The following is a 26,239-nucleotide window of genomic DNA, read 5'->3' on the forward strand; positions in this document are numbered from 1 at the left end:
GGAGACACACCATGGCTGAGGTGAAGGTGCTCGAGGACGTCAACACCGCTGTCGGCGTGTCCTACCTCGTGAAGGTCGACGGCGAGAGCCTCGGCAACTTCAGCTCGTGCGAGGGGCTGGGAGTGGAGGTCGTGCTCGAGAGCCGCGAGGAGGGCGGGTTCAACACGGGCGTCTGGCAGCTCCCCACGCGGCTCAAGTACCCCAACGTGAAGCTGTCGCGGCCGCTCGGCGAGGGCACCGGAGACGTCGCGCGCTGGCTCGCCAAGGTGAGCCAGGGGCTCGTCGCGACGACGGCCACCATCACCGCCCAGTCGACGTCCGGGCAGGAGATCGTGACGTGGAACCTCCAGGGGGTGGTTCCGGTGCGCTGGACCGGTCCGTCGCTGACGTCCGAGAACGCCAAGGTGGCCACCGAGACGCTGGAGCTCGCGCACCACGGCTTCCACGACGGCGCGGGGTGGTGAGCGACCCATGAGCGGCACACCCACCGGGCTCGACGCCGGAGCTGCCACCGCTGCGAGCGGCTCGCAAGGCTCGCTGAAGAAGGCGATGCTCGAGCTGCACGAACCCTCGAAGGACGGCTCCCTGGACAAGCCAGGCGACCTCATCGGCACGGTCGACTTCCAGTTCAACCCGAAGGAGCTCACGCTCAGCAAGTCGGCCAAGTGGACGCGGCCGACGACGAAGGGCAGCAAGAAGGCGAGCCCGCCGCAGTACCAGGGACCGCAGCCGTCCAAGATGACGCTCGAGATGTTCCTGGACGCGTCGGTGTTCTTCGCACCGGGACGCACGCAGGACGACTACGTGGTGAAGACGGTCGAGCGGCTCTTCACGTGCTGCGTGCCGACCGACGCCTCGCACGGGCAGAAGAAGGACTCGCCGCCGTGGGTCCAGCTGCGCTGGGGCGGGGTCACGGGCTTCATGGGGTACATCGAGAGCGTGCAGGCGAAGTACACGCTCTTCACCCCCGCCGGCCTGCCCGTGCGCGCCGTGTGCACCGTGGTGCTCCAGGAGCTCGCCGGCGAGCCGCCCGGCACCAACCCCACGTCCGGCGGCCGGGTGCCCTACCGAGAGCACGTCGTCGTGCACGGTGACTCGCTGGCCGGGATCGCGTACGCGGAGTACGGCGACGCGTCCCTGTGGCGGGCCGTCGCCGACGTGAACAAGGTCGACGACCCGTCCCGCCTGCGGCCGGGGCAGCGCCTGCTGCTGCCGACCGCCGAGGAGCTCGTGCGGCCCGCCTCCCCGTCGGCGCGCAGCCGGCTCCCGGTCCCGGGCCTCCCGGTGCCGGTGCCGTCACGCGGTCAGGAGGTGGCCGGTGTCCCACGGTGAGGAGCACAGCGCGTCCCTGCTGGTGGAGGTGGAGGGCTCGCCGCTGCCCGTCGACGTGATGGCGCTGCTGGTCAGCGGGTCGGTGGACAGCAGTCGGAACGTGCCGGACATGTTCGTGCTGCGCTTCAGCGACGAGCACGCGATCGTCCTGGCCAAGGGGAAGCTCACCATCGGTGCCAAGGTCCGGCTGCGGGTGCAGAACAGCGGCCCCGGTGGACCCGCGCCGCTGCTGGACGGCGAGGTCACGGCCCTCGAGGCGGAGCTCGACGCGGACGGCTTCCACACCGTGGTGCGGGGGCTGGACCGGTCGCACCGGCTGTTCCGCGGCCGTCGCATCGAGGCGTACCGGAACATGACCGCCGACGAGATCGCGCGCAAGGTGGCCAAGCGTGCCGGTCTGAAGGAGGGCGCGTGCAACACGGGCGGCGGCGTGCTCGAGCACACGGTGCAGGAGAACGTCAACGACTGGGACTTCCTGGCGTCGCTGGCCGCGCAGCGGGGGGCCGTCGTCCGGGTGGTCGAGGGCGCCCTGGACTTCACGCGTCCGGCGCAGGCGTCCACCGCGCCCACGGGTGGCGACGGGGCGCGCACGAACCCGCTGGTGCTGGAGAAGGGCGTCAACGTGCAGTGGCTGCGCTCGACCGTCACGGCGGCCGGGCAGGTGCCGGAGGTCGAGGTGCGGGGCTGGGACGTCGCGCAGAAGAGGGCGGTCGTGGCCGTCGCTCCGGCGGCCACGACGACCGTGACGCTGGCCGATGCGGACCCCGCCACGCTGGCGACCTCCTTCGCCAGCCCCCGCTACGTGCAGCCGGCACCGTCGGTGGCGGACCAGGGACAGTGCGACGCACGCGCCAAGGCCCTCGCCGACCGGATCGCCGCCGGGTTCGCCGAGCTGGAGGGCGCGGCGCACGGCAACCCCGCGATGCGGGCCGGCGAGCCGGTCACGCTGCGCGGGATGGGCAGCCCGTTCGACGGTCGCTACACCCTGAGCGCCGTGCGGCACGAGTTCACCGCCGACACCGGGTACGTCACGTCGTTCACCGTGGCCGGTGCGTCCGAGCGGTCGCTCTACGGTTCGGTCGTCGGCGCGGGACGTCCGGCTGCGACTCCGGGCGTGCTCAGCGCGGTGGTCACCGACATCAAGGACCCCCAGAATCTCGGCCGGGTGAAGGTCAAGCTCCCCGTGCACTCCGACCAGTACGAGAGCGGGTGGGCGCGGACGGTCGCCCCGGGCGCGGGCGCCGGCCGCGGCACCGCCCTGCTGCCGGAGGTCGGCGACGAGGTGCTCGTCGCGTTCGGCAACGGGGAGATGGGGCACCCGTTCGTCCTCGGTGGGCTCTACAACGGCAAGGACACCCCCGAGCCGGACCAGGTCAACGCCAACGACGGCAAGGTGCAGCGCCGCGTGTTCGTCTCCCGCACGGGGATGCGCGTCGAGCACCTGGAGAAGCCCGACGGCGAGGAGCTGGTGCTCAGCACCAACGGCGGCGCGCAGAAGGTCCGGCTCGTGCAGAAGCCGGACGCCAGCATCGAGATCATCTCCGAGGGCCCGGTGACGGTGACCGCCAAGAAGAACGTGCAGGTCACCGCACAGAAGGACATCGAGGTGAGCACCCCCTCCGGCAAGGTCACCGTCAAGGGGACCGACCTGGTGCTGGAGGGCACGTCGTCGATCGCGCTGAAGGCCCCGAAGGTCACGGTCAACGGCACGGCGAGCGCCGAGGTCTCCGCGCCGAACGTCAAGGTGGCCGCGACCGCGACCGCGGAGCTCTCCGCGAGCGCGACGACCACCATCCGCGGCGCGATCGTCAAGATCAACTGAGCGACGGCGGGAAGGAGCGACGACGTGGGACAGGAGTTCGTCGGGGCCGGCTGGGCCTTCCCCGTGCGCACGGACGCGACCGGGCGCATCGCCCTGTCCCGCGAGGGGCGCGAGATCGAGGAGAGCATCCGCCTGATCCTCGCGACGTCACCGGGCGAGCGACCCATGCGGCCCGAGTTCGGCTGCGCGGTGCACGACTACGTGTTCGCGCCCGCCGACTCCTCCACCGCGGGGGCGGTCGCGTACGCGGTGCGCGTCGCGCTCGACCGCTGGGAGCCGCGCATCGAGCTGCGCGACGTCACGGTGCGGTACGACGAGGTGGAGCGCGGAGTGCTGTACATCGACGTGCACTACGCGCTGCGGGGCACGAACGACCCGCGCAACCTCGTCTTCCCGTTCTACACGATCCCCGACGAGCGCCCCGCGACGAGCATCGGAGCCTGACGTGCTGCCCACACCGAACCTCGACGACCGCCGCTTCCAGGACCTCGTCGACGACGCGAAGCGGATGGTGCAGCGCCGCTGCCCCGAGTGGACCGACCACAACGTGTCCGACCCCGGCGTGACCCTCATCGAGACGGTCGCGTTCATGACCGACGAGCTCTTCTACCGCCTGAACCGGGTGCCCGACCGGCTGTACGTGGCGTTCCTCGAGCTGCTCGGCGTGCGGCTGCACCCCGCGGCTGCGGCGATCGCGGACGTCACGATGTGGCTGTCCGCCCCTCAGCCCGAGACGGTCGTCGTGCCGGAGGGGACGGAGGTGGCGACGGCGCACTCGGAGCGCGACGAGGCCGTGGTCTTCACCACCACCGTGGAGCTGCACGTGCCGCCGCGGCACCTCGCGCACCTGCTGACGCAGCGGTCAGGCGGTGAACCGGTCGGGCACGACGAGCAGCTGGGCTTCCGCCAGCCGTTCCCCGTGTTCGCCGACCAGCCGCAGCTCGGTGACGTGCTGCTGCTCGGGCTCGACGACAGCGCCCCGTCGTGCGTGGTCGTCCTGCGGTTCGACTCGGACGTGCAGGGCGTCGGCGTCGACCCGCGGCACCCGCCGCTCGTCTGGGAGGCGTGGGACGGGCACGGCTGGGTGGAGTGCGAGGTGGACAGCGACGGCACGGGCGGGCTGAACCGCCCGGGCGACGTCGTGCTGCACGTGCCGGCGTCGCACACGGCGTCCGTGCTGGCGGACCGGCGCGCGGGCTGGCTGCGCTGCCGCGTGGTGGTCCCCGACGACGACTACTCGCCGTACAGCGCGTCCCCGACCGTCCGGGAGGCGAGCGCGTTCACGATCGGGGGCACGGTGGCCGCGGTGCACGCCGAGACGGTGGCCGACGAGGTGATCGGGCTGTCCGAGGGCGTGCACGGGCAGGTGTTCCCGCTCGAGCACCGGCCGGTGGTCGCGGGCCCCCCGCTCACGCTGGAGGTCGCGGCCGGGTCCGGGTGGGACATCTGGACCGAGGTCGACTCGTTCGCCGGGCACGACGAGCAGGACCAGGTGCTCGTGGTCGACCGGGCCGCGGGAGAGGTCCAGCTGGCGCCCGCCGTCCGGGAGCCGGACGGGACGTTGCGCGCGTACGGTGCCGTGCCGCCGAAGGGAGCGCCCCTGCGCGTGCCGCGCTACCGGACCGGAGGTGGTCCGGGCGGCAACGTCGCGGCCGGCACCGTGCAGGTGCTGCGTGGGACGGTGCCCTTCGTCGACCGGGTCTCCAACCGCCGACCTGCGTCCGGCGGCGTCGCGGCGGAGACCATCGAGGAGGCCAAGGAGCGCGGGCCGCTCGCGCTCCGCGTCCGGGACCGGGCCGTCACCGCCGAGGACTACGAGGAGCTCGCGCGCGCCGCGGTGACCGGTGTCGCCCGCGTGCGGTGCGTCGCGGCAGGGGACGGCGCGGACGCGGGCGGCGTGCGCGTGCTCGTCGTGCCCGCCGCGGTTGCCGACGCCGACGGCGCCCTCCGTTTCGAGGAGCTCGTCCCGGACCCCGCCCAGCTCGCCGCGATCGCGGAGCACCTCGACGACCGCCGCCCCGTCGGTGCGCGCGTGAGCGTCGAGCCGCCGTTCTACCAGGGCGTGACCGTCGTGGCGCGCATCACCCCGCGTCCCCGGGCCTCGGTGCCGCTGCTCCAGGCCGAGGCCGTCCGCGCACTGAACCGCTACTTCGACCCCCTCCGGGGAGGCCCCGACGGCGTCGGGTGGCCGTTCGGTCGCCCGGTCCAGGCCGGCGAGGTCTACGCGGTGCTCCAGCGACTGCCCGGCACCGAGCTCGTCGAGGACGTCAAGCTGTTCGCGGCCGATCCCCTGACCGGACGCCGCGGCGAGCCCCTCCAGCGCATCGACCTCGACGCGCACGCGCTGGTCTTCTCGTTCCGCCACCAGGTCCGGGTCCTGGAGCCCTGACGTGCGCGGCATGGTCGAGGGTCTGACGTCGCCGGTCCCGGTGAGCTCCCGGCTGCCCGCAGTGCTCCAGGAGGACGACCTGCTGCACCGGTTCACGGGGGCGTTCGACGACGCCCTCGCACCCGTCTACCTCACGCTCGACGCGCTGGCCTGCTACGTCGACCCGCACCTCGCGCCGGCCGACTTCCTCGAGTGGCTGTGCGGCTGGGTAGGGATCGAGCCGGACGACACGTGGACGACCGAGCGGCGCCGCGAGATCGTCGCGCACGCCGCGTCCGTGCACCGCTGGCGAGGCACGGCGCGAGGGGTCGCGGAGGCCGTGCGGCTGGTCGTCGAGGGCGACGTGCAGGTGCGCGACAACGGCGGCTGCGCGTGGTCGGCGGCTCCCCACGGCCCGATCCCGGGGTCGGCGGAGCCGGCGCTCCAGGTGCGGGTGACCGCCCGGGGCGAGGTCGACCGGCGGCGCATCGAGCGCGTCATCGCCGCGGTCGGTGCGGCGCACGTCCCGTTCACCCTCGACATCGTCCAGGAGGAGCCGTGATCGTCTGCCCGCAGTGCGGCAGTGCCACCAAGGACGACGAGCAGTTCTGCGGCGTGTGCGGCGCGTACCTCGTGTGGGACGCCGGGACGCCGGAGCCGGCGTCGGGACCCGAGGCTGCCCCGTCCGAGGAGCCGACGAGCGAGCCCCCGCCCGCCGCTCTCCCGAACGGCATCGCTCTCCCGGACGACACCGCGCCCGCGGGTCGCCGCGAGGCCGGATCGCAGGACGCGCCCGTCGCGGCCGCAGCGCTGCTCGCGACACCACCGCCCGCGCCCCCTGAGGCCCGGCCGCAGCAACCCGCCGCCGTCCGACCCGGCGTGCCCAAGCCGGCACCTACGGCACGACCGCCCGTGCTCGGCGAGTCCGAGCCCTCCCCCGGCGACCTGGTGTGCGGGACCTGCGGCGCCGGCAACTCCGACACCCGCAAGTTCTGCCGGCGCTGCGGAGCGAGCCTCGCCGACGCGCGGGTCCAGGCGCGCCGGTCGTGGTGGAGCAGGCTGTGGCGGCCCGAGCCCACGCACGGCCCGGTCGCCGGCTACCGCCCGACGCTGCGCCGACGACGCTTCCCGACGCGCCCGGTCGTCGCGGTGGTCGTGCTCGGCGCACTCGTCGCCCTGGGACTCACCTTCCGGCCCGAGATCGAGCGCGCCCGCATCATCGTGATCGACCGGGTGCAGGGCAACGTCGCGGTGAACCCGACCGACGTCGTCGCGTCGAGCGCGCGCGCCGACCGCCCGGCCTCGCAGGCGAGGGACGGTGCGACGAACCTGGCCTGGAGCCCGGCGGACCCCGGCGACGGTGTGGGCCAGTACCTCGACCTGCCGTTCGCGCAGCCGTTCCGGCTGACCCGCGTGATCGTCCACGCCGGCGCGTCGACCGTCGAGAAGGAGTACCTGACGGGTTCGAGCCCCCAGGTGCTCACGCTGACGGCCGTCACCGCCGCCGGCACGCAACAGGTGGTCGAGATCCCCCTCGCCGACCGTGTGGGGCTCCAGAGCGCTGCCGTCGGCATCGACGACGTCGTCGCGGTGCGCCTGACGATCAGCTCCACGTACCGGGCGACACCGGAGACGTACGTGGCGATCGCCGAGGTGGAGTTCCGCGGCCGGCCGTGACGTCGGCGGACGGCGCGAGGGCCGGGACGGGCGCGACGGTCGGGATGCCGAGCGCGTCGAGCATCGCCCGGTAGCCGGAGGTCGCCCGGTGCGCCGCGGCCGCGTCCCCCGACGCCGTGTAGGCGGCCACGAGCAGGCGCCAGGCGTGGTCGCGGCACTCGTCGAGCTCGATGCTGCGCGCCGCCGCCGCGATCGCCTGCTCCGGTCGTCCGCGGTCGAGCTCCAGCTGCGCCAGGTCGGCGGCGGCGTCGGCCACCATCAGGCGGAGGCGGGCGCGCGGCCCGACCACCCACTCGGCCGGCCCGTCCTCCGGGAGCAGGTCCCCGCCGTAGAGGTCGAGCACCCGCCCCAGCTCGTCCGCCGCGGCATCCCACTCCTGCGCCGCACGTCGCCGCGCCGAGCCACGGACGGCGCGCTCCAGCTCGTCGACGTCGCACCCGGACCCCGGCCGCAGCACCAGCGTGTACGCCTCACCGTCGCGGACGACCAGCCGGCTGGAGCGCGTCGGCACCTGCGGCTCGAGCGCCCGGCGCACCGCCGAGATGCTGACGTGCAGGTTGTGCATCGCCGCCCGGGGGTCGAGCTCGGACCACAGCGCCTCGGCCAGCTGCTCACGGTGCACGGGCCGGCCGGCGTGCAGGGCGAGCATGCGCAGCGCGCTGCGGGCCCGGGGCCGCACCCCGGACAGGTCCACCGCCGAGCCGTCGACGGCCACGCGGAACTCCCCGAGGCAGCGGACCTGCAGCTCGGGTGCCCGGTCCTCCGTCCCGGCCGTACCGGGCACGACTCGGGGACCGGTCGGCGTCGGGACGGCCGACGCGCGCGCGTGCGTCAGTCGGACCGGCGCCCGGCCCCCGCACAGCCCGACGGCCCGGACCGGCCGCATGTCGACGCCCGTCTCGAGCCCGGACGACTCGGCCAGCGCAGCAAGCTCGCCACCGTCCTCGGGGTCGGTGGCCGCCAGCGCGGCGTACGCGTAGGCGAGGGCACCCGGGACGCCGGCCGCTCGGGCCACTGCCTCTGCCACCCGAGCGTCCTGCCCCGCGTCCGGGAGCTGCTGAGCGGCAGCCGTGACCGCGTAGCACGCGCGGGCCCACGCCGCGGGCACCGCCGCGTCGAGCGCCTGCCACCGTCGCACCAGCTCCTCCCACGCGTCCGGCTCGGCCGCGCCCAGCGAGAGCCCGGCCAGCGCCGACCACGTGAGGATCAGCGCGGACCCCCAGGCGTCGTGGTCCGACTGCCGGTCGGCGGCGAACGCGCGGGACTGCGCACGAGCAGCACCCGTGCCGTCGAGCCCGACGATGAGCCCGTGCGCCAGCCGAGCCAGCCAGGTCAGCCCCTGCCGGTCGGCCTCCGCCTGCACCCGGTCGATCGTGCGCAGCACCGCACCCAGACGGCCGCCGGCCAGCGCGGCCTCGGCGAGCGCGGCACCCAGCACCAGCGGCCGCGGACCGTCGGGATCCGCGGCCGCCCGACGCAGCGGTGCCGCGGCCTCGTGCTGCCGTCCCGCGAGCAGCAGGCACAGGCCCTCCGCGAGCGCCCCGCCGGTCCCCCCGAGCCGGCGGGCCTGCTCCGCCTGCGCTGCCGGGTCGCGGCGGAGGGCGGCACGGACCAGCCCGACCCACTCGTGCCCGTCGACGAGTTCCTCGATCCCGTCGAACTCAGCCCACGTCGCAGCGCGTCCGGCGGCGGTGCGCGGCGGCGGCTCGTCGGCGAGGACGGCTTGCGCGCGGTCGTGCCAGACCCGTGCGGAGGCGCCCAGGTGCTCGGCGTGCGCGGCCCGCAGGTGCTGGTGCAGCACCCGCGGCAACCGGTAGTGCACACCGTCCTCTGTGCTCGCCAGCGACCACGTGCACTCCAGCTCGCGCAGCAGCCGGGTCGCCGGCGGGGCGTCGTCGGCCCCGCCGATCGCCCTGGTCAGGGCGTCGCAGCGGTCCGCGGTGAGCTCGTCGAACACGGAACCCCGGTGCAGCAGCTCGACCAGGGGCCGGTCCAGCTCCGCCAGCACCTCACCGACGAGGTAGTCGCGCGCGTAGTACGGGTCGCCGCGCATGGACCGGACGGCCCGGCGGCGGTCGGCCGGGAGCAGCCCGTCGGTCGCGCGCTGGAACAGGTGGACCGCGGCGGCCCACCCCTCCGTCTCGTGGGTGAGCGTCTCCACGTCGTCGGTCGTCAGCGGGTGGCCGTACACGTCGCGGAACAGCCGGTCCACCTCCCACGTGCGCATCCGCAGGTCCGCCCCGGTGACCACGACCGGCGGGTCGATCTCGGAACGGGCGAGCGTGAACGTGGGTTGGCGTCGCGTCCCCATCACGACGTGGACGGACGGTGCCGACGTGAGCAGCAGCTGCTCCAGCTCGGCAGCGGCACCGGCGCCCAGGAGCTCGTGCACGTCGTCGAGCACCAGCAGGGTCGGCCCGGCGCAGGACCTCAGCACTCCGCTGACCTCGGTCGGTGTGAGAGTCACGGCCCGGGCGCCTGACCGCACCGAGATCCCCGCGCGCGTGCAGCGCGCCCACACGACCGGGAGCCCGCACGCGGTCGCCCACTGCGCCAGCACCGTCGTCTTCCCCGACCCGCGAGGTCCGACGACGATGCCCGTCCCCGCGTCCAGCACGTCGTCGAGCGCGCTCATGAGCGCACGCCGAACGACGCCCCGCCGCGCAGCCGGCACGCCCGACCCGATCACGGCAGCGGCGACGGCCTCGATCCCCTGCGCCATCGCAGCCTCGCCCCCCCTGGGCGGTGCACGGCACGCCGACCGAGCACCACGTCGATCGTCCCAGCAATCCACCCCCGAGACGAGGGCATTACCGGGCGAAACGGCGAACACCGGACAGCCAGGGCGAGACCGTCACACCTTCGAGCGGTACTCCGCGCTCGCGACGATCGACGCGATGATCTCCTCGTCGCGCGCTCCACGCTGGATCGCGCTGACCCACGTCTGACGGCCCGTGGCGTCGATGCTCCGCCGGAGGAGCTTGCCGTAGTAGCCGTCGACGACGCTCGTCAGGTGCTCGTCGGAGTACAGGAACCCACGGGCGACCGACTCCCGACTGGCGCCGGCGTTGAGCCGACCCTGCCAGAACGCGATCTCGCTGGCCGCGGGGGCGCGGCCCAGCACCTTTCCGTACAGCCGGACGATCCACCCCGTGTCGGTGCCGCCTCCCCGGGCGTAGTACTCGGGCGACGAGATGAAGCCGGCCTGCATCTGCTCGATGTGCAGACCGGAGCGCATGGCGGACAGCCAGCTGGCGGCACCCGCCGGATCGGGCGCACGGTCGAGGTACGTCGCGTACGCCTCCGCGATCATCCGCCCGCGGTACTCGTCGGAGTACGTGATCCCGTTGGCCACCTGGCCGTAGGGCGTCCCCGTCCGCAGGCTCGCCGACCAGCTGGTGAGTCCCACGGGGTCGGGGGTCCGCCCGAAGAGGTCGCTGTAGACCTTCGTGACATAGGCCTGGACCGGGTCCAGCACCGGCGCGGGCGGCGTCGGGACGACGACGGGGGCACACTGCCCGGCGTACGGCGGGATGCTCCAGACGATCGTGACGACGTTCCCGTTCACGGTCGTCGTGGCGCCGAGGCGCGAGGGGTCGTACTGATAGCCGTCCCGCACGACGACCTTCACGACCAGGTCACCCGCGGCCAGGTCGTGGACGCCGGTCACCGGGTGACCGCCCTGCGTCAAGCTCACCGACTCGATGCCGTCGCGCGACTGCTGCTCCTGCTGCTCCGGCGTGCCGGGCGCCCCGAGGATCGAGTCGTACCCCCACCCGAACTCGGCACCCACGAGGCGACCGCCCACGCAGGTGATCGGGCCACCGCCGTACCCGAGAGCAACGAGCAGCGGAGCCGGGGCGCCGGCGGTGAAGTTCCAGCCGGAGATGCCCACCAGCTCGCCCCGCGCGGTGCGGGCCCACGCGAACAACGTGTGCTCCCCCGCCTCCACGTCGGGCAGCACGACGCCGGCGTGGCGGGCGTCGGTGGCCTCCATCGCGGTGACCGCACCGTCGTCGAGCTGGTAGGACCAGTGCGCGATGTCGGCGTTGTTCGCCTCGAAGCCGAACTCCCAGCCGTTCTCCGCCGCGCCGCCGCCGGAGTCGAGGATCGAGACCCCGATCCAGGGCGTCCCGACCGCGAGGCTCCAGGTCTTGACGCCGACGATGCTGCCCCCGCCGTCACGGGCCCGGACGACGACGGTGTGGTCGCCGTCGGCGAGCGCCAGCTTCAGGACGGCCTCGCGCAGCGCGCTGCCGGGGAACACCGTCACAGGGCCGCCGTCGAGCTGGTAGGACCACTGCGCCACGTCCGAGTGCAGCGCCGTGTAGCCGAGCTCGTAGTGGTGGTCGTCGGGCCAGTTGGAGTACCACGAGTGCAGCACCTCGGCGCCCGCGGGCGGCACCTCCGTGTCGAAGTCCCAGGCCCCGATCCCGACCAGCGCGCCCGCGTCGTCCCACGCGCGGACAGTCAGGGTGTGATCCCCGGCAGGAGGCGACGTCAGTCGCACGGTCGCGTTCCGCGCGTCGGTCGCCGCGAACTCCACGCCGGGACCGGCGTCGATCTGATAGGTCCACCGCGCGACGTCCGAGTAGTTGGCGCCGAACCCGAACTCCACGGCGCCGTCGTAGAAGCCGCCTCCGGAGTCGAGGTGCTCGACAAAGCCCTCCGGGGTCGCGACGGTGACGACCACCGTCGCGGTGCCGAGCAGCTCTCCGCCCGCGTTCCGCGCCCAGATCGTCGCGTCGTAGGTCCCGTCGCTCGGGATGCCGAGGTAGGCGGTCATGTGCCGCGCGTCGGTCCCCAGCACGGTGGACACCGGCCCGCCCTCTAGCTGGTAGGTCCACTGCGCGACGTCGACCGTGTTCGAGGTCGCGGTGAGCCAGTAGCCCGAGCCGTTGAAGGTCCAGCCCACTGACAGGGTCCCGACAGGGACGACGAGCCCGACGGCGCTCTGAGCGGTGCTGGGGGCCGTCGCACCGGCCGAGGTCGGCACGGCGCCGATGAGCGCGACCGCGCCGGCGGCGACGAGCGCCGCGGCCGGCAGACCGAGTCGAGACGGCAGGGTGAGCACGGACACGGATCCTCCGAGGAACTTGGGTGACTTGCCTGAAACATCGGTGTCGGCCACGCCCGACTTGAGCCTTTCGGGGGCACTCCGGCACTCCCCTGCGCTCGCCCGCTGCTGGCGCCGTTCCCGAAGGGGTGCCCGAAAGGTCGCGGTGGCGGTGAGACGCCGCTGCCACCATCGACTCAGAGAAGGGGCGTCACCTTCGCAGAGCGGCGGCGCGCAGGAGGAGTCGATGAGCACGACGGCGGAGGACAGGCCGGCGGCCGTGCCGTTCCCGTGGCGGTCGATCGACGGGCAGAAGCCGCGCAAACGCATCTGGGTTCCGCACGTCGACTCGGAGCTGCGTGCGTTGTGGCTCCGGGTCGACGTCGCCACGGAGCGTGCGACGGTGGAGCGGCAGTCCTTCGGCGACGGGCCCGCCGTGGCGCGGGGTCAGCTCCCCGCCAACGAGCAGCGGATCGTGGCGGACGGCGTGCGGGATCTCATCGGCCGTGCCGTCAGAGCCGCGCATCGGCGCGATCCCGTCCCCAGTCGGCTCGTGAACTGGTGGCGCGGCGCCCTCGTCGAGCAGGCGTACCGCAACCTCCACTCCGCGCGCGCGCAGATGGTGGACCTGATGACGGACGAGGAGGTGGATGCCGAGGTCCCCGGCGCTGTGGCGCGCATCCACGCGACGCTTCATGTCGACGACCCTCGCCGCGTGACCCAGCACAATCTGTACGCATTGCCGCTGAGCGACCGGCGCGCCTGGCTGCGCAAGCTGATGGAGGACGGCTACGAGGCGCTGGACATGCAGCACGCACGCCTCCGCAACTTCCGGAACATCGTCTTGAGCGCGGCGATCGTCGTGATCCTGCTGACCGGGGCCGCCGTGCTCTACATCAACGCGAACCCCTCCGACGTCCCGCTGTGCTTCCCGGCCGGCGACACGGTCGAGGCAGCGGCGGCAACGGGCGACGACGAGCTCCTGAACTGCCCGACCGCGAGCGCCGTGCCCGAGCCCCGCCCGAGCGACGTCCTCGTCGTCGCGCTTCTCGGTCTCCTCGGCGGAACGGTCGCCGCGACGTTGTCGATCCGCAAGCTGGGTGGCTCGACCGGCGCGTACGACGTCCCCGTCGCCCTCGCGTGGCTCAAGGTTCCGCTCGGTGCTGTCACGGCGATCCTGGGCATCGTCGCCATCCGCGGTCAGTTCGTACCAGGTCTCACTCTTCTGGACTCGCAGGATCAGATCCTGGCCTACGCGCTGCTCTTCGGTTTCGCACAGCAGGTGCTGACCTCCGTGCTGGACAAGAAGGCGGAGTCGCTGGTCGACGCCATGCCGACGAAGGAGTCGCAGGCGGGAGGCTCCGCGTCACCGTCGGTGCTGTTCGTCGCCCGGCCCGACGAGGACGGCGAACGCCCCGCCGAGCGTGGCGGTCCCGCAGTCGCGTCGCGACCGGCCAGACGCGCTGGGGTCGCGGTGCGATCCACCACCCCGAGGCCGAGTCCGGACCGATAGGCATCTGCACAGGCTCCACCGCGGCCGACGGTCTGGTCGGCACGCGCCGTGGGAGATGCGCGGCGACCAGGGCCGCGTCACGGGACGGGCGGCTCCGCGGACGCGGTCGGGCTGCTGCTCGGCGTCGGGGTCGGCGTGGCGCTCGGGGTCGGCACCGGCTCGGCCGGAGCGACGCTGGGCTGCTCGACGACGGGCGGGGCAGGCGAGGTCACGGGCGGGGTGGTGGGCGCAGCGACGCCCACGGTGATCGGCACCGAGGTGCCGGTGCCGGCGTCGTCCGACGTGCCGAACTCCCAGTGCCACGGCTCGTGGGGTCCGCGGCCGCCCTCGTCCATGTAGGTCGGGTGGTGCCAGCCGTAGGTCATCGCGTTGGCCTTGAGCCAGACGTACTGCGCGGACCGGTAGCCGCTGACCTGGTCGAGGTCGATCGCCAGGCCCCAGCCGTGGTTGGACGTGCCGGGCACCGCGGCCATGGTCCCCTTGGCCGCCCGGGTGCTGATCTGCTCCTCGAGCGTGCGGTAGGAGCCCGTGATCTTCAGGTCGCGGCCGAAGTCGGCGCGATAGGCCGCGTTCAGCCGCGCGAGCGCCTCCGCCGCGTCGCAGCGCAGGTGCTGGCTCGGCGCGAACGCGACCGCGCAGAGCACCTTCAGCGGGATGGACCCGTTGGTGTAGCCGTCGGTCGACCGGGCCTGCTCCTGCACCTTGGCGACCGCCGCCTTGGCCTCCTCGTCCCCGGTCACCGCGATCTGCTGCGCCGCCACCGTGATGCCGGCCGCGGCGTCCCGGGCCTGGACGGCGGAGGTGGCAGCCGCGACGACGTCCCGGACCTCGGCGGCGGCGTGGGTGGCACCGACGGCTGCGTCGAGCACGGCGACCTGCGGGTCGGCGGCGACCAGGAGGCGGGTCATCGCGGCGTTCTGCGCCGACTGGTCGACGAGGTCGAGCGCGACCAGCAGGACGTCGGTCTCAACCCCTTCGACCACGAGCGCCGCGGCGGCGACATCGCCCGAGGCCACCTGCTGGCGCGCGTCCAGGACCCGGTCCGGGAGCTTCTCGACGGTCAGCCCCGACGTCACGGGAGCGGCATCGGCGTCGACGAGGTCGGGACGGAACAGCGTCCGCGAGGCGGCCTCCGTGGTGTCGACCAGCGGGTGGCCGACGAGCGTGGCGGTCGCCGCCTCCACCGCCGCGACGCGGTCGTCGAGCCGCGTCAGGGCCTGCGTGTGCGCCGGTCCGGTCGGCTGCCGCGCGAGGTGCGTCCCGGCGCGCGACGACGCCTGGGCGACGTCGACGGAGTGGGACGCGTCGATGGGGGGCGCGGCCAGGACCGCCGTCAGGAACGCCATCGACGCGAGGATCGCGACCGACTCCCACGGCCGCCGACCCTGCCGCGGGCGCGCCGAATGACGACTCTGGGTCGTCCGTCGTGGTCCGAGCACTGGTGTCCTCCGCGATGCGTCGTCCGACGATCCCACCGCAGCACCGCGTCCGTCGACCCGCCAGACGGGGGGACTCGGGCCGCCGCCGGGCGCACGACTCACCAGATTGTGCGCATCTCGGGCGCTACCCGACCCGCTGCTCGTCGCGGTGCGGGAGCCGCCAGCCCGGGCGCACGTAGTGGCAGGTGTATCCGTGCGGGAGCTTCTCCAGGTAGTCCTGGTGCTCCTCCTCGGCCTCCCAGAACTCACCGGCCGGCTCGACCTCGGTGACGACCTTGCCGGGCCAGAGCCCCGACGCGTCGACGTCCGCGATCGTGTCGAGCGCGACGCGACGCTGCTCGTCGGAGGTGAAGAAGATCGCCGACCGGTAGCTGCGGCCGATGTCGTTGCCCTGCTGGTCCTTCGTCGACGGGTCATGGATCTGGAAGAAGAACTCCAGCAGGTCCCGGTAGGAGATCTGCTCGGGATCGAAGACGATCTCCACGGCCTCGGCGTGGTCGCCGTGGTGGCGATAGGTGGCGTTCGGGGTGTCGCCGCCCGAGTACCCGACGCGCGTGGAGACCACTCCCGGGCGGCGGCGCAGCAGCTGTTGCGCACCCCAGAAGCACCCTCCGGCGAGGATCGCCGTCTCCGTCGTGGCCATCTGCGACCTCCTTCATGGGACGGCTGACGCCGTCGGGCGATCTTGACCCCGCAGTGCGCTGCGGCGCAACCGAGGCGGAAGCCGACACGGCACCGGCGGTGACCGCGAGGGGCCACCGCCGGTGCCGTGCGTCAGGCGCGAGCGCTCAGTGGGCGAGCGATCTCCGGACGACGTCGACGACCGCGGTCACCGGACCGTGCTCGACCGTGGTGCCGCCGAAGACGACCTGTCCAGGGCTGGACGGGGCGCGGGCCGGGACCGCGTCCCAGGTCACGGGCACCGCGTGGCGCGTGCCGTCGGAGTCGAGGACCTCGACGGTGGCCGGCAGCCTGAGCGGGCTCGACGTGCGGACCGTCCGGTAGACGGTGTCGGCGACCACGAACTCGGCGTCGCTGGCCTCGTAGACCTCGATCGTCTCGTGGAACGTGAGCACCGGCCACGCACTGTTCGACCAGTCGATCATCTCCTGCCAGTTGGCGGGCTCCCAGACCAGGACGCCGGCGCCGCGGTTGCCGGGCAGGTCGTTCGCGATCCGGAAGACGTCCTGGAGGAAGAGGCCGGCGCCCTCCGCCGTCTTGGGGTAGGGCGAGTTCGGGACCGGGAGGCCGTCCCAGTCGTTCGACTGGTGCGACGTCTCGGCGATCTCCATGGCGTAGCCCGGGTGCGCCGCGGCGACCTGGTGCAGGTTCGCCTCGTAGTGCTCGGGCGTCCCGTGCCACTCGGGGTAGTAGGAGTGCGCGATGACGTCGATGTCCTGGCCCTTGGCGTTCAGCCGGGTGAGGAACTGGTCCCAGAACTCGAGCGTCTTGTCGACCTTCCCGTTGTCGATGATCGCGTGGGTCTCGACCTGGATGTCCTCGCCGTGGGCCGCTGCGACGTCCCGGACGGCCTTGATGCCCGACGCCTGGAGGGTGGTGAACCGGTCCCAGGCGGCGTCGTAGGCGGCCTGCTCGGCCGGGTCGTCCGAGCCCCAGTAGTCCCAGAGCAGGGCGCCGCCGGGCTGCGAGACGAACGACGGGTCGTGGTTGAAGAAGCACGTGCCGCACCAGACCGAGTCGTCGAACCAGGGCTGCGGACGCTCGCTCCCCCACATGAACCCGTTGATGAGCTCGTTGCCCACGGCGACCTTGTCGGGCGTGGTGCCCTGGGCGACGAGCGCGTCGATGGTCGCGTAGGTGTAGTCGTAGACCGCCTGCGTCAGCTCGTCGAAGGGCAGCTCGCGCCACGCGGTGGGCTTCGCCTGCTTGCTCGGGTCGGCCCACGAGTCGGCGTAGTGCAGGTCGATGCCCAGGCCCATGCCCTGATCGACGACCTTGCGCGCGACGTCGAGGGTGCGCTCCGGGCTCTGGTACGCGGGCTCGAGGTACTCCCCCGACCGCTCGTCACGCGGGTCGTTGAACACGCGCAGCCGGACGTACTCCATGCCGGCGTCGGCCGCCGCCTCGAGGATCGGCACCGGCGCCGCGCCCTCGTCCACGACGTAGGTCAGGCCCTGTGCGTCGTTCTGGTCGGCGTAGGAGATGTCCGCGCCCAGCACGACGTCGTCGCGCAGGTAGTTCCACACGGACAGCTCGCTGATGCCGGCGACGGCGCCCGGGGACACGTCGGTGATCGTGACGCGCAGGAAGGCGATCCCCGGGCGCGCGACGAGGTGCTCCTCGCCCCGACCCGCCTGCGTGTTCCTCTTGCGGTCGACGAGGGTCTTCCACCGGTGACCGTCGGCGGAGGACTCGACCACGTACTGGTAGGTGCCGTGCGCGTCGGGGAAGACGAGACCGACCTTCCGGATGTTGTCGTACGCCCCGCCGAGGTCGAGCACGAGGGACTGCCGGCCCTTGCCAGCCCTGCTCTGCACCGTCCACGCGGTCGTCGGGTCGCCGTCGACGGCGAGTCCCGCGAGAGCCTGCGCGGCGGTGGCGCTCACCGTGACCCAGGCCTTCGCGGCCAGGTTGCTGCGCACGGGTGCGAAGGTGACCAGGCCGTCGGGTTCCTCGGCCGGGGCGGGGCCCGCACTGCCGAGGACGAGGGCGCCCGCGGCGAGGAGGGCGAGCATGGAGGTTCGGCGGCGGCTGATCGGCTGCATGGGACATCCTTGTCTCATCGGAGTGTGCACGTGCACAGCACTCAGCCACCGTAAGAGCGCACGAAAGCGCCGTCAAGATGGCGCAAATGTCCGGACCGCAATGGGAGCGTGCACAGGCTTCTGCGCAGGCACGACATGCACGCCTCCGACCCTCGTCAGGAACGGGGGGGAGCAGCCGATCCGGTGCTGGCGCGCACGACGAGCGAGGTCGGCAGCGTGACGGCGGCCGGCTCACCGCCCTCTATCAGCTCGATCAGCAGGCGCACCATCTCGCCGGCGATCCGCCTCAGCGGCTGCCGCATGGTGGTGAGCGGCGGGTCGAGCGTCGCTGCGAGCCCGGAGTCGTCGAACCCTCCGACCGCGACGTCCTGCGGGACGCGTCGGCCGGCCTCGCGGAGCACCTGCAGGGCGCCCGCCGCCATGAGGTCGGAGCCCACGAAGACCGCGTCGAGGTCGGGTCGGCGCTCGAGGAGCGTCCGCATCCCGGCCGCGCCGCCGTCGCGCGAGTAGTCCGCGTGAGTCACGAGCGACTCGTCGTAGAGCGACCCGAGCTCGTCGCGGTAGCCCTCGAGCCGGAGCCTGCCCCCGGGGGTGTCCAGGGGCCCGGTGATCGTCGCGATCCTGGTGCGACCGATGTCGAGCAGGTGCCGCGTCATCCGCCGGCCGCCGCCGAGGTCGTCGGCGGAGACGTAGCCGAGGCTGCCCTCGAAGCCGAGCGGGATGCCGCAGGAGATCATCGGGATGCCCTGCCGCACCAGCGCGTCGAGCAGGGGGTTGCCGCTGTGCGACGAGATCGCGAGGACGCCGTCGACGTGCCCGGCGCCCACGTACGACGAGACCTGCTTCTGCTCCTCCGGGGTCCCCGCGACCATGAGCAGGAGCGGCATGCCCCGTGCGGCCAGCGCCTGGGCGGCTCCCCGCAGGAGGATCGAGAAGTTCGGGTCCTCGAACAGCAGGTGCTGCGGCTCGGTGAGCAGGAACGCCACCGAGTTCGACCGTCCGGTGACCAGGCTGCGCGCGTGCTGGTTGGCGGAGTAGCCGGTGGTCCGGATCGCCTCCTCGACGGCCGCGAGCGCGTCCGGGGACACCCAGTGCCCACCGTTGATGACGCGCGACACCGTGCCCCGGGACACGCCAGCCGCAGCCGCGACGTCACGGATCGTCGGGCGCTTGCGCGGCGCGGGCGTCGGTCCCATCGCACGAGACTCTAGGGGACCGAGGTCACAAGTCACGCCGTGAACCTCGGCGGCGGCGAGGTCGACCTTCGGCACCCGTGTGAACCGGACCTCGCCCGGTCCAGGTAGCGTCGCGGAGGCCGGGATCGAGCTGATCGCACGGACCAGAGGCACGGAGGCCTGACACGCATGGACGAGATCCTGTATGGCGCCGCCTACTACGACGAGTACATGCCGACCGACCGCATCGACACCGACGTCGCGATGCTGCGGGCGGCGAACCTCAACGTGGTGCGCATCGCCGAGTCGACCTGGAGCACGCTGGAGCCGCAGCCCGGCGTGTTCGACTTCACGCACGTCGACCGGGCCCTCGACGCGATGGAGGCCGCCGGCATCCACGTCATCGTCGGGACCCCCACCTACGCGGTGCCGGCGTGGCTGGTGAAGGCGCACCCGGACGTGCTCGCCGAGACGAGCACGGGCCAGGGACGCTACGGCAGGCGCCAGATCATGAACATCACCAACCCGACCTATCTGTTCCACTCCGAGCGGGTCATCCGCGCGCTCCTGGAGCACACCGCGCACCGCCGTGCGGTCATCGGCTTCCAGCTCGACAACGAGACGAAGTACTACGACGTCGCCTCGGCCGACGTGCAACGCACGTTCGTCACGCACCTCCGCGAGACGTTCGACGACGACCTCGACGCGATGAACCGGGCCTTCGGCCTGGACTACTGGTCCAACCGCGTCGACGCCTGGGACGACTTCCCGGACGTGCGCGGCACCATCAACGGCTCCCTGGCCGCCTCGTTCGACAGGTTCCGCCGCTCCCTCGTCGAGGACTTCCTCGCCTGGCAGGCCGCCATCGTGCGCGAGTACGCGCGGGGCGACCAGTTCCTCACGCAGAACTTCGACTTCGACTGGGGGCCGGGCTGGTCCTACGGGCTGCAGCCGTCCGTCGACCACTTCCGGGCTGCGGCGCACGTGGACATCGCCGGCGTCGACATCTACCACCCCACGCAGTCCGCGCTCACCGGCAAGGAGATCGCGTTCGGCGGGGACATGACCCGCTCGATCAAGGGCGGCGCGAACTACCTCGTGCTGGAGACCCAGGCCCAAGGGCAGCCTGCCTGGCTGCCCTACCCCGGCCAGCTGCGCCTGCAGGCCTACAGCCACCTCGCGAGCGGTGCCGACGCCGTCATGTACTGGCACTGGCACTCCATCCACAACTCCTTCGAGACGTACTGGCGCGGACTGCTCAGCCACGACCTCGAGGCGAACCCCACCTACGCCGAGGCCGGTGTGATCGGTGCCGAGCTCCGGCGGGTGGGACGGTCGCTCGTGCACCTGCGCAAGTCCAACCGCGTCGCGGTCATGGTCAGCAACGAGGCCCTGACGGCGCTGAGGTGGTTCAGCGTCGAGACCGGGTTCCCCGCCTTCCTCGGCCCCTCGATCGGCTACAACGACGTGCTCCGCTGGGTGTACGACGCCCTGTTCGAGCTGAACGTCGAGTGCGACTTCGTCCCCGCCGACACCGACGACCTCAGCCGGTACGCGATGGTGGTCGTCCCGGCGTTGTACTCGGCGCCCGAGTCGACGCTGCAGCGGCTGGGCGAGTTCGTCGGCGTCGGTGGCCACCTGGTCTCGACGTTCAAGTCGTTCGTCGCCGACGAGCACGTCAAGGTCTGGCACGACCGGCAGCCGCACTCGCTCACGGGCGTCCTCGGGCTCACCTACAACCAGTTCACCGTCCCGGTCGACGTGCAGCTCACCCTGCACGGTGACCTGGCGGCCGCCCCCGGCGCCGCCGCGCTGAGCCCCGACGACCGCTCCGCTCTGCGCTTCATGGAGCTCCTGCAGCCCGACGGCGCGGAGGTGCTCGCGTCGTACGACCACCCTGCGTGGGGCGGTCAGGCGGCCGTGACCCGGCACCGCGCCGGGGCCGGGACTGCGATCCACCTCGGCACGATGACCGGTCCCGCCCTGGTCCGCGAGGTGCTCGCCCTGGCGGTGCGCGACGCCGGCCTGTGGGACTGGCCGCAGGAGCTCGCCGGAACCGTCACCGTTCGCCGAGGCGTCAACTCCGCCGGAGCGCCGCTGACCTACCTCCTGAACTACTCCGACAGCCCGGTGCAGGTCACGAGCCCCGTCATTGCCCGGTCCGTCCTCGACGGCGCCACCGTCGAGGACGGCACCGACCTCACCATCGGCGCCTGGGACCTCACCATCCTCGAGGAGGTGCGCTGACCCGCAGCACACCGCTCTCCGTCCGGCCGTTCACACGCTGTCCCAGGCCGGACCTACAGGAGCCCGCGGAAGGCGAACCGGAACGTCAGCTCGGTGTCCGTGGGCAGTCGGTACTCGGCATGGGTCTGCGCGCCCCAGGAGTCGTCGCCGCCGACCCCGCGCCGCTGGAGCGCCGGCCGCAGGACGGTCTGGTAGATCGGCGGCAGCTCGGTGTGGTGCGCGGCGTTCTCGACCTCGAACGGCGTCCACGGCAGGGCCGACAGCTCCATGCCCTGGTCCGACTCCAACCGCAAGCCCGCCCCTCGCTCGTCGGTGACGGTCGCCCAGCGGACGCCCGTCCGGCTGCCCGCCTCCTGCGGACGTAGGTAGGGCGTGAGCGCGGTACGCACGTCGGCCTCCCACACACCCAGCCGGGCTCCTGCTCGACGGTCGACGTAGGACTCCTCGGGCCCGTCGCCGTACCAGCGCAGCCGGTGGAACGCGTCGTCGGTCGCTAGGAGGAGTCCGAGCTCCGGCATGTCCGGCAGCCCCGCACCAGGTCGCACCGTGAGGGTCACCTCGACTCGACCGTCGCCGTCCACGAGGTAGGAGAGCTCGCACTCCCCCGCCGGCGCGGTGGGCAGCTCGTACCGGAAGCGGACGCGCACGCCGTCGTCGGTCTGCTCGACCGCGGGCTCCTCGGGGCCGCGGACGGCCGTCGCATACCGGCTGGCGACGAGCCACGCGCCGTCCTTCGCTGGGCCGCCCCAGCCGCGCTCGTTGGAGGTGGGTGCGTGCCAGAAGCTCGGCTGAGGCACCGAGCGCAGCAGCTCGCGCCCGCCGTCGTGCGTCAGCCCGTAGCGGTACGAGACCAGCCCCCCGTGCAGCCGTGAGAACAGGGCGGTGAAGTGCCGCCCTCGCACGCCCACGTTGTGGATGCCGTGGACGACCTCGGGCGCTGCCGCCCGGCGGGCCGGCACCGAGCCGGGGACGACCACGACCGTCTGCTCGTGCGCCACCTCGTGCCCGGCCGACGCCCAGCGCGTCGTGCGACGCAGCCGGAAGGACACGTCGACGGTGTACTCCCCGGGTGCGGCCGGCACCGTGACAGGGAGCGCGTAGACCTGCGAAGCCCCAGGGGCGACGGCGGTCTCGAGCACCTCCTCCTGCAGCACCCTGCCCTCCCGGGCGACCGTCACCACGCACTCGTGCGCCGACGACGGGGTGGCGAGGTGACGGTTCTCCACCGTGACCTTGTCGCCCTCGACCGACAGCCGGTAGCCCTGGTAGAGGTAGCGCACCTCCTGGGCGATCGGCTTGAGGGTGCGATCGGCGAAGACGATGCCGTTGCCGCTGAAGTCCGAGTCGTGCGGCGCGTCACCGAAGTCGCCGCCGTAGCCGAAGTACTCCCGGCCGCTGCGGTCGGTCCGCCGGAGCGCCTGGTCTGCGAAGTCCCAGATGAAGCCGCCCTGGAACAGCGGCTCGCGGTAGGCCAGGTCGACGTACTTGTGGACCGCCCCGAACGAGTTGCCCATCGAGTGGGCGTACTCGCACAGCAGGTAGGGCTTGTCGCGGTGCGTCGCGAGGAACTCCTCGATCTCGGCGGCCGGCGCGTACATCCGCGAGACGACGTCGGTGGTCTGCGGGTGCCGCGGGTCCCAGTGGACGCCTTCGTAGTGCACCGGCCGAGAGTCCAGGCGACGGAAGTACTCCGCGACCTCCAGGATCCCCGTCCCGCCGAACGACTCGTTGCCGCACGACCACATCACGACGCTCGGGTGGTTCTTGTCCCGCTCCAGCATGCTCGCCGCGCGGTCGAGCAGGGTGGGCAGCCACTCGGGACGGTCCCCGGGCAACGCCACGTCGATCCCGGCCTCGGCGAACCTGATCACGTCCCACATCGCGTGCGACTCGAGGTTCATCTCGTCGATGACGTACAGGCCGTACTGGTCGCACAGCTCATAGAAGTACGAGTTGTTCGGATAGTGGCTGGTCCGCACCGCATTGATGTTCAGCCGCTTCATCAGCCGGATGTCGGCCTCCGTCTGCTCCCGGGTCATCACGCGACCCTGGAGGCCGAAGTCGTGGCGGTTGACCCCGTTGAAGACGACGCGGGACCCGTTGACCTTGAGCAGGCCGTCCTCGATGCCGAACCGGCGCACCCCCACCCGCACCGGCACGTGCTCGGTGAGGCGGCCCGACGCGTCGTACACGTCGAGCGTGAGGTCGTACAGGTGAGGGTCCTCCGCGCTCCACAGCCGCGGGCTCTCGATGCGGAGCACGAGCTCGTCGTCGCCGGCGAGCTCTCCGGCGCCGGCGATCCGAGCGTCCACCGTGCCGTCGCCGGCCAGGGCCACGCGCACGCGCACCGTCGCCTCGGAGAGGTCGTCGGCGACGTCGGTCGCCACCCGGACGTCCTCGACGTGCACGGCGGGCCGGCGGTACAGGACGACGTCCCGGAACAGGCCCGAGAACCTGAAGAAGTCCTGGTCCTCGATCCACGACCCGGCGCTCCACCGGACCACCTGCGCCACGACGAGGTTCTCGCCGTCGACCAGGGCGTCGGTGAGGTCGAACTCCGACGGAGTGAACGAGTCCGTCCCGTAGCCCACGTAGGAGCCGTTCAGCCACACGGCGACGGCGCTCTCCGCGCCGTGGAAGCTGACGCTCAGCCGCTCGCCGGGCTCGAGCGGGTGCTCGAGGGTGAACGTCCGGCGGTACGTCGCCACCGGGTTGTACCGCTGGGGAACCTGCCCCGGCTCGAGCTGCTCGTAGCCGTCCCACGGGTACTGCACGTTGGTGTACTGCGGGCGGTCGTAGCCGAGCAGCTGCACATGGGCAGGCACCGGCACGTCGTCCCACCCGGAGTCGTCGACGTCCACCCGCTCGAAGCCGGGGACGACGAGGGCGGGGCTCTTCGCGTAGTGCAGCTTCCACAGCCCGTTGAGCGACTGCTCGAAGGAGCTCGTCCCGGTGGCCGCCTCCTGCGGGGAGGCGAACCACCGGTGGTCGGAGTGCGCGTCCAGCCGGTTCTCCAGTACGTACTCGGGGTCGGCGATCCGGTCGAGGTCGAAGGTCACTTGATGGCCCCCGTGACGCCCTCGGCAAAGCTGCGCTGCAGGAGCAGGAAGACGACCACCGTCGGCACCGAGACGATGAACACGGCGAGCATGAGGCTCCCGTAGTCGGTGACGTACCCGGCGCGCATGTTCGAGAGCAGCATCGGCAGGGTCTGGTACGCGTTGTCGACGAGGATCACCTTCGGCCACAGGAAGTTGTTCCACGAGAACAGGAACGTGATGACACCCGCGGCAGCGAGGGTGGGCTTCATGGTCGGCAGGTAGATGCGCGCGAAGATGCTCACCTCGCCCAGCCCGTCGAGGCGCGCCGCCTCGATGATCTCGTGCGGGAACGTCCGTGAGGCCTGCCGGAACAGCAGGATCAGGAACGGTGTCGCGATCAGGGGCAGGATGACCGCGGCCGTCGAGTTCACCAGTCCCAGCTGGGCGAAGAGGCGGAACAACGGGATCATCGTCGCCGCGAACGGGATCATGATCGCCAGGAGCAGGAGCCCCATGACGGCGTCCTTCGCCCGCGAGTGGTAGATCTCGAACGCGTACCCCGCGATCGAGCACAGCACCAGGGCGAGCAGGGTCGTCGCGATGGCGTTGACCGCGGAGTGGTAGAACGCCGTCCCCAGGGGCTGGGCGTCGACGAGCGCCCGGAAGTTGTCGAGGAGGTGGCCCCCCGGAAGCAGCTTGGACGCGATCACCTCGTTGCTCGTGTTCGTCGCCGAGACGGTCATGAAGTACAGCGGGAAGACCGACAGGAGCACGGCCACCGACAGGAACAGGTATGCAGGGATCCGGCGAAGGGTTGTCCTAGTCACGCTTGTCGCCCACCTTCAGCTGGATGGCGGCCAGGATGGCCACGATGATGAGGATCGCGTAGGAGATCGCGGCCGCGTACCCGAAGTTGGGGCTGTTGCGGAACGACACGTTGTACAGGTAGTGCGAGACCGACATCGTCGTGTTGCCCGGACCACCAGCGGTGAGGTTGAACGACTCGTCGAACATCTGCAGCGTTCCGTTGGTCGACAGGATCGCGCAGAGCAGGATGATGGGCTTGAGCTGCGGCATCGTCACGTACCAGAAGGTCTTGAACCCGTTCGCGCCGTCGACGCGGGCCGCTTCCAGGGTCGAGCGATCGATGTTCTGCAGGGCGGCCAGGAAGAAGATCATGTTGTAGCCGGTCCACCGCCACAGCAGGCCGAGGATGATCACCATCCGCGCGGTGCCTGTCTGGCCGAGCCAGTTGACGGGAGAGTCGAGTATCCCGAACTGCGTGAGCAGGTCGTTGGCGAGGCCGTCGGTCGCGAAGATCTGCCGGAACACCAGCGAGTACGACACGAGGCCCACGGCGCACGGCAGGAAGATCGCCGTCCTCCAGAACCCCTTCCACCGCAGCCACGGCGCGTTGAGCACGTTCGCCAGCAGCATCGCGAGCAGGAGCATGATCGGGACCTGGATGATCAGGTAGATGAACGTCGTGCTGAGCGTCAGCACGAACTGGTCGTCCTGGAACAGCCGCTGGTAGTTCAGCCACAGCGGCTCGGCCCAGTTCAGCTGGGTCCCGCGTCCCGTCTTCAGCGACAGGAAGAGCGCCTGGATCATCGGCCAGAAGTTGACCAGCACGATGATGGCCGCGGCGGGGATGATGAACGTCCACCCGGTCAGGCTGCGGCGGCGCTGGATCGCGGACAGAGGTGCCGCCTTGGGCGGCCTGGACGGACGGGACTTCTTCGTCCCGGGCGGGGGCGCGCTCGACGCGCGGCCCTCGGTCGGTGCGGTGGGAGCGGACACGAGCGGCTCACCTCTTCTTCGCTGACGACGGACGGGGCAGAAG

General features: G+C 72.2%; 18 protein-coding genes. 9 read left to right on the plus strand and 9 right to left on the minus strand.

The window, feature by feature from the left end; all coding sequences use genetic code 11:
- The first annotated feature begins 11 nt into the window (after window positions 1-11).
- From ACO06A_RS00760 to ACO06A_RS00790, 7 genes are read left to right on the plus strand one after another with little or no spacing between them, the layout of a single operon-like run.
- Window positions 12-464 carry a phage tail protein gene (locus tag ACO06A_RS00760; RefSeq protein ID WP_421734266.1) on the plus strand — a complete coding sequence of 151 codons (453 nt, stop codon included), beginning with the start codon at window positions 12-14 and terminating at the stop codon, window positions 462-464.
- 7 nt (window positions 465-471) lie between these two features.
- Entirely contained in the window at window positions 472-1,332 is an 861-nt protein-coding gene (locus tag ACO06A_RS00765; protein WP_421734267.1) for a LysM peptidoglycan-binding domain-containing protein, read from the plus strand.
- Window positions 1,319-3,154, plus strand: a complete 1,836-nt coding sequence (locus tag ACO06A_RS00770; protein ID WP_421734268.1) for a VgrG-related protein — start codon at window positions 1,319-1,321, stop codon at window positions 3,152-3,154. Before ACO06A_RS00765 ends, ACO06A_RS00770 begins: the two co-directional genes overlap by 14 nt.
- A 24-nt stretch (window positions 3,155-3,178) precedes the next feature.
- On the plus strand, window positions 3,179-3,598 hold the full coding sequence (locus ACO06A_RS00775; RefSeq protein ID WP_421734269.1) for a GPW/gp25 family protein: 420 nt from the start codon (window positions 3,179-3,181) through the stop codon (window positions 3,596-3,598).
- A 1-nt stretch (window position 3,599) separates the two neighbouring features.
- Window positions 3,600-5,543: a putative baseplate assembly protein gene (locus ACO06A_RS00780; RefSeq protein WP_421734270.1), complete on the plus strand. Its 1,944-nt coding sequence runs from the start codon at window positions 3,600-3,602 to the stop codon at window positions 5,541-5,543.
- 10 nt (window positions 5,544-5,553) lie between these two features.
- Complete coding sequence (locus tag ACO06A_RS00785) at window positions 5,554-6,084, plus strand: phage tail protein (RefSeq protein ID WP_421734271.1); 531 nt, start codon at window positions 5,554-5,556, stop codon at window positions 6,082-6,084.
- A complete protein-coding gene (locus tag ACO06A_RS00790; protein ID WP_421734272.1) occupies window positions 6,081-7,199 on the plus strand; it encodes an NADase-type glycan-binding domain-containing protein in 1,119 nt (372 codons plus the stop codon). The genes ACO06A_RS00785 and ACO06A_RS00790 overlap by 4 nt, the downstream gene beginning before the upstream one ends.
- On the opposite strand, the gene ACO06A_RS00795 is transcribed toward ACO06A_RS00790, so the two are convergent.
- Both ACO06A_RS00795 and ACO06A_RS00800 read right to left on the minus strand, forming a co-directional pair.
- On the minus strand, window positions 7,126-9,921 hold the full coding sequence (locus ACO06A_RS00795) for a BTAD domain-containing putative transcriptional regulator (RefSeq protein WP_421734273.1): 2,796 nt from the start codon (window positions 9,919-9,921) through the stop codon (window positions 7,126-7,128). The genes ACO06A_RS00790 and ACO06A_RS00795 overlap by 74 nt on opposite strands.
- Before the next feature lie 132 nt (window positions 9,922-10,053).
- Window positions 10,054-12,279 carry a DUF4214 domain-containing protein gene (locus tag ACO06A_RS00800; RefSeq protein ID WP_421734274.1) on the minus strand — a complete coding sequence of 742 codons (2,226 nt, stop codon included), beginning with the start codon at window positions 12,277-12,279 and terminating at the stop codon, window positions 10,054-10,056.
- A 451-nt stretch (window positions 12,280-12,730) separates the two neighbouring features.
- Here ACO06A_RS00800 and ACO06A_RS00805 point away from each other — a divergent pair, with 451 nt between their 5' ends.
- The gene (locus tag ACO06A_RS00805) at window positions 12,731-13,768 is read left to right on the plus strand and encodes a hypothetical protein (RefSeq protein WP_421734275.1); all 1,038 of its coding nucleotides are present in this window, start codon (window positions 12,731-12,733) and stop codon (window positions 13,766-13,768) included.
- Window positions 13,769-13,845: 77 nt separating this feature from the next.
- On the opposite strand, the gene ACO06A_RS00810 is transcribed toward ACO06A_RS00805, so the two are convergent.
- The 4 genes from ACO06A_RS00810 to ACO06A_RS00825 form a co-directional block, all read right to left on the minus strand.
- The gene (locus ACO06A_RS00810) at window positions 13,846-15,114 is read right to left on the minus strand and encodes a M15 family metallopeptidase (RefSeq protein WP_421734276.1); all 1,269 of its coding nucleotides are present in this window, start codon (window positions 15,112-15,114) and stop codon (window positions 13,846-13,848) included.
- Window positions 15,115-15,331: 217 nt separating this feature from the next.
- Window positions 15,332-15,850 carry a peptide-methionine (S)-S-oxide reductase MsrA gene (gene msrA / locus ACO06A_RS00815; RefSeq protein WP_421734277.1) on the minus strand — a complete coding sequence of 173 codons (519 nt, stop codon included), beginning with the start codon at window positions 15,848-15,850 and terminating at the stop codon, window positions 15,332-15,334.
- A gap of 145 nt (window positions 15,851-15,995) precedes the next feature.
- Window positions 15,996-17,933, minus strand: coding sequence for a glycosyl hydrolase 53 family protein (locus ACO06A_RS00820; protein ID WP_421734278.1), 1,938 nt, complete (start codon window positions 17,931-17,933; stop codon window positions 15,996-15,998).
- Between the two features lie 155 nt (window positions 17,934-18,088).
- Window positions 18,089-19,129 carry a LacI family DNA-binding transcriptional regulator gene (locus ACO06A_RS00825; RefSeq protein ID WP_421734279.1) on the minus strand — a complete coding sequence of 347 codons (1,041 nt, stop codon included), beginning with the start codon at window positions 19,127-19,129 and terminating at the stop codon, window positions 18,089-18,091.
- Window positions 19,130-19,297: 168 nt separating this feature from the next.
- On the opposite strand from ACO06A_RS00825, the gene ACO06A_RS00830 reads away from it, so the two are divergent.
- Window positions 19,298-21,355 (plus strand): beta-galactosidase, encoded by a 2,058-nt coding sequence (locus ACO06A_RS00830; RefSeq protein ID WP_421734280.1) that lies wholly within the window; start codon window positions 19,298-19,300, stop codon window positions 21,353-21,355.
- 53 nt (window positions 21,356-21,408) lie between these two features.
- Here ACO06A_RS00830 and ACO06A_RS00835 read toward each other — a convergent pair whose 3' ends face one another.
- From ACO06A_RS00835 to ACO06A_RS00845, 3 genes are read right to left on the minus strand one after another with little or no spacing between them, the layout of a single operon-like run.
- On the minus strand, window positions 21,409-24,414 hold the full coding sequence (locus ACO06A_RS00835; protein WP_421734281.1) for a glycoside hydrolase family 2 TIM barrel-domain containing protein: 3,006 nt from the start codon (window positions 24,412-24,414) through the stop codon (window positions 21,409-21,411).
- Window positions 24,411-25,223 (minus strand): carbohydrate ABC transporter permease, encoded by an 813-nt coding sequence (locus tag ACO06A_RS00840; RefSeq protein WP_421734282.1) that lies wholly within the window; start codon window positions 25,221-25,223, stop codon window positions 24,411-24,413. The genes ACO06A_RS00835 and ACO06A_RS00840 overlap by 4 nt, the downstream gene beginning before the upstream one ends.
- Entirely contained in the window at window positions 25,216-26,196 is a 981-nt protein-coding gene (locus ACO06A_RS00845; RefSeq protein WP_421734283.1) for a carbohydrate ABC transporter permease, read from the minus strand. Before ACO06A_RS00845 ends, ACO06A_RS00840 begins: the two co-directional genes overlap by 8 nt.
- Window positions 26,197-26,239 lie beyond the last annotated feature (43 nt).

Origin of the sequence: Cellulomonas sp. (assembly GCF_965229465.1) — a bacterium.
Lineage (GTDB): Bacteria > Actinomycetota > Actinomycetes > Actinomycetales > Cellulomonadaceae > Cellulomonas.

Excerpts from the sequence above, each read along its gene's own strand:
- ACO06A_RS00760 (WP_421734266.1), top strand. The coding sequence starts at position 12 with ATGGCTGAGGTGAAGGTGCTCGAGGACGTCAACACCGCTGTCGGCGTG.
- ACO06A_RS00765 (WP_421734267.1), top strand. The coding sequence starts at position 472 with ATGAGCGGCACACCCACCGGGCTCGACGCCGGAGCTGCCACCGCTGCG.
- ACO06A_RS00785 (WP_421734271.1), top strand. The coding sequence starts at position 5,554 with ATGGTCGAGGGTCTGACGTCGCCGGTCCCGGTGAGCTCCCGGCTGCCC.
- ACO06A_RS00795 (WP_421734273.1), bottom strand. The coding sequence starts at position 9,921 with ATGGCGCAGGGGATCGAGGCCGTCGCCGCTGCCGTGATCGGGTCGGGC.
- ACO06A_RS00810 (WP_421734276.1), bottom strand. The coding sequence starts at position 15,114 with ATGGCGTTCCTGACGGCGGTCCTGGCCGCGCCCCCCATCGACGCGTCC.
- msrA (WP_421734277.1), bottom strand. The coding sequence starts at position 15,850 with ATGGCCACGACGGAGACGGCGATCCTCGCCGGAGGGTGCTTCTGGGGT.
- ACO06A_RS00820 (WP_421734278.1), bottom strand. The coding sequence starts at position 17,933 with ATGCAGCCGATCAGCCGCCGCCGAACCTCCATGCTCGCCCTCCTCGCC.
- ACO06A_RS00825 (WP_421734279.1), bottom strand. The coding sequence starts at position 19,129 with ATGGGACCGACGCCCGCGCCGCGCAAGCGCCCGACGATCCGTGACGTC.
- ACO06A_RS00830 (WP_421734280.1), top strand. The coding sequence starts at position 19,298 with ATGGACGAGATCCTGTATGGCGCCGCCTACTACGACGAGTACATGCCG.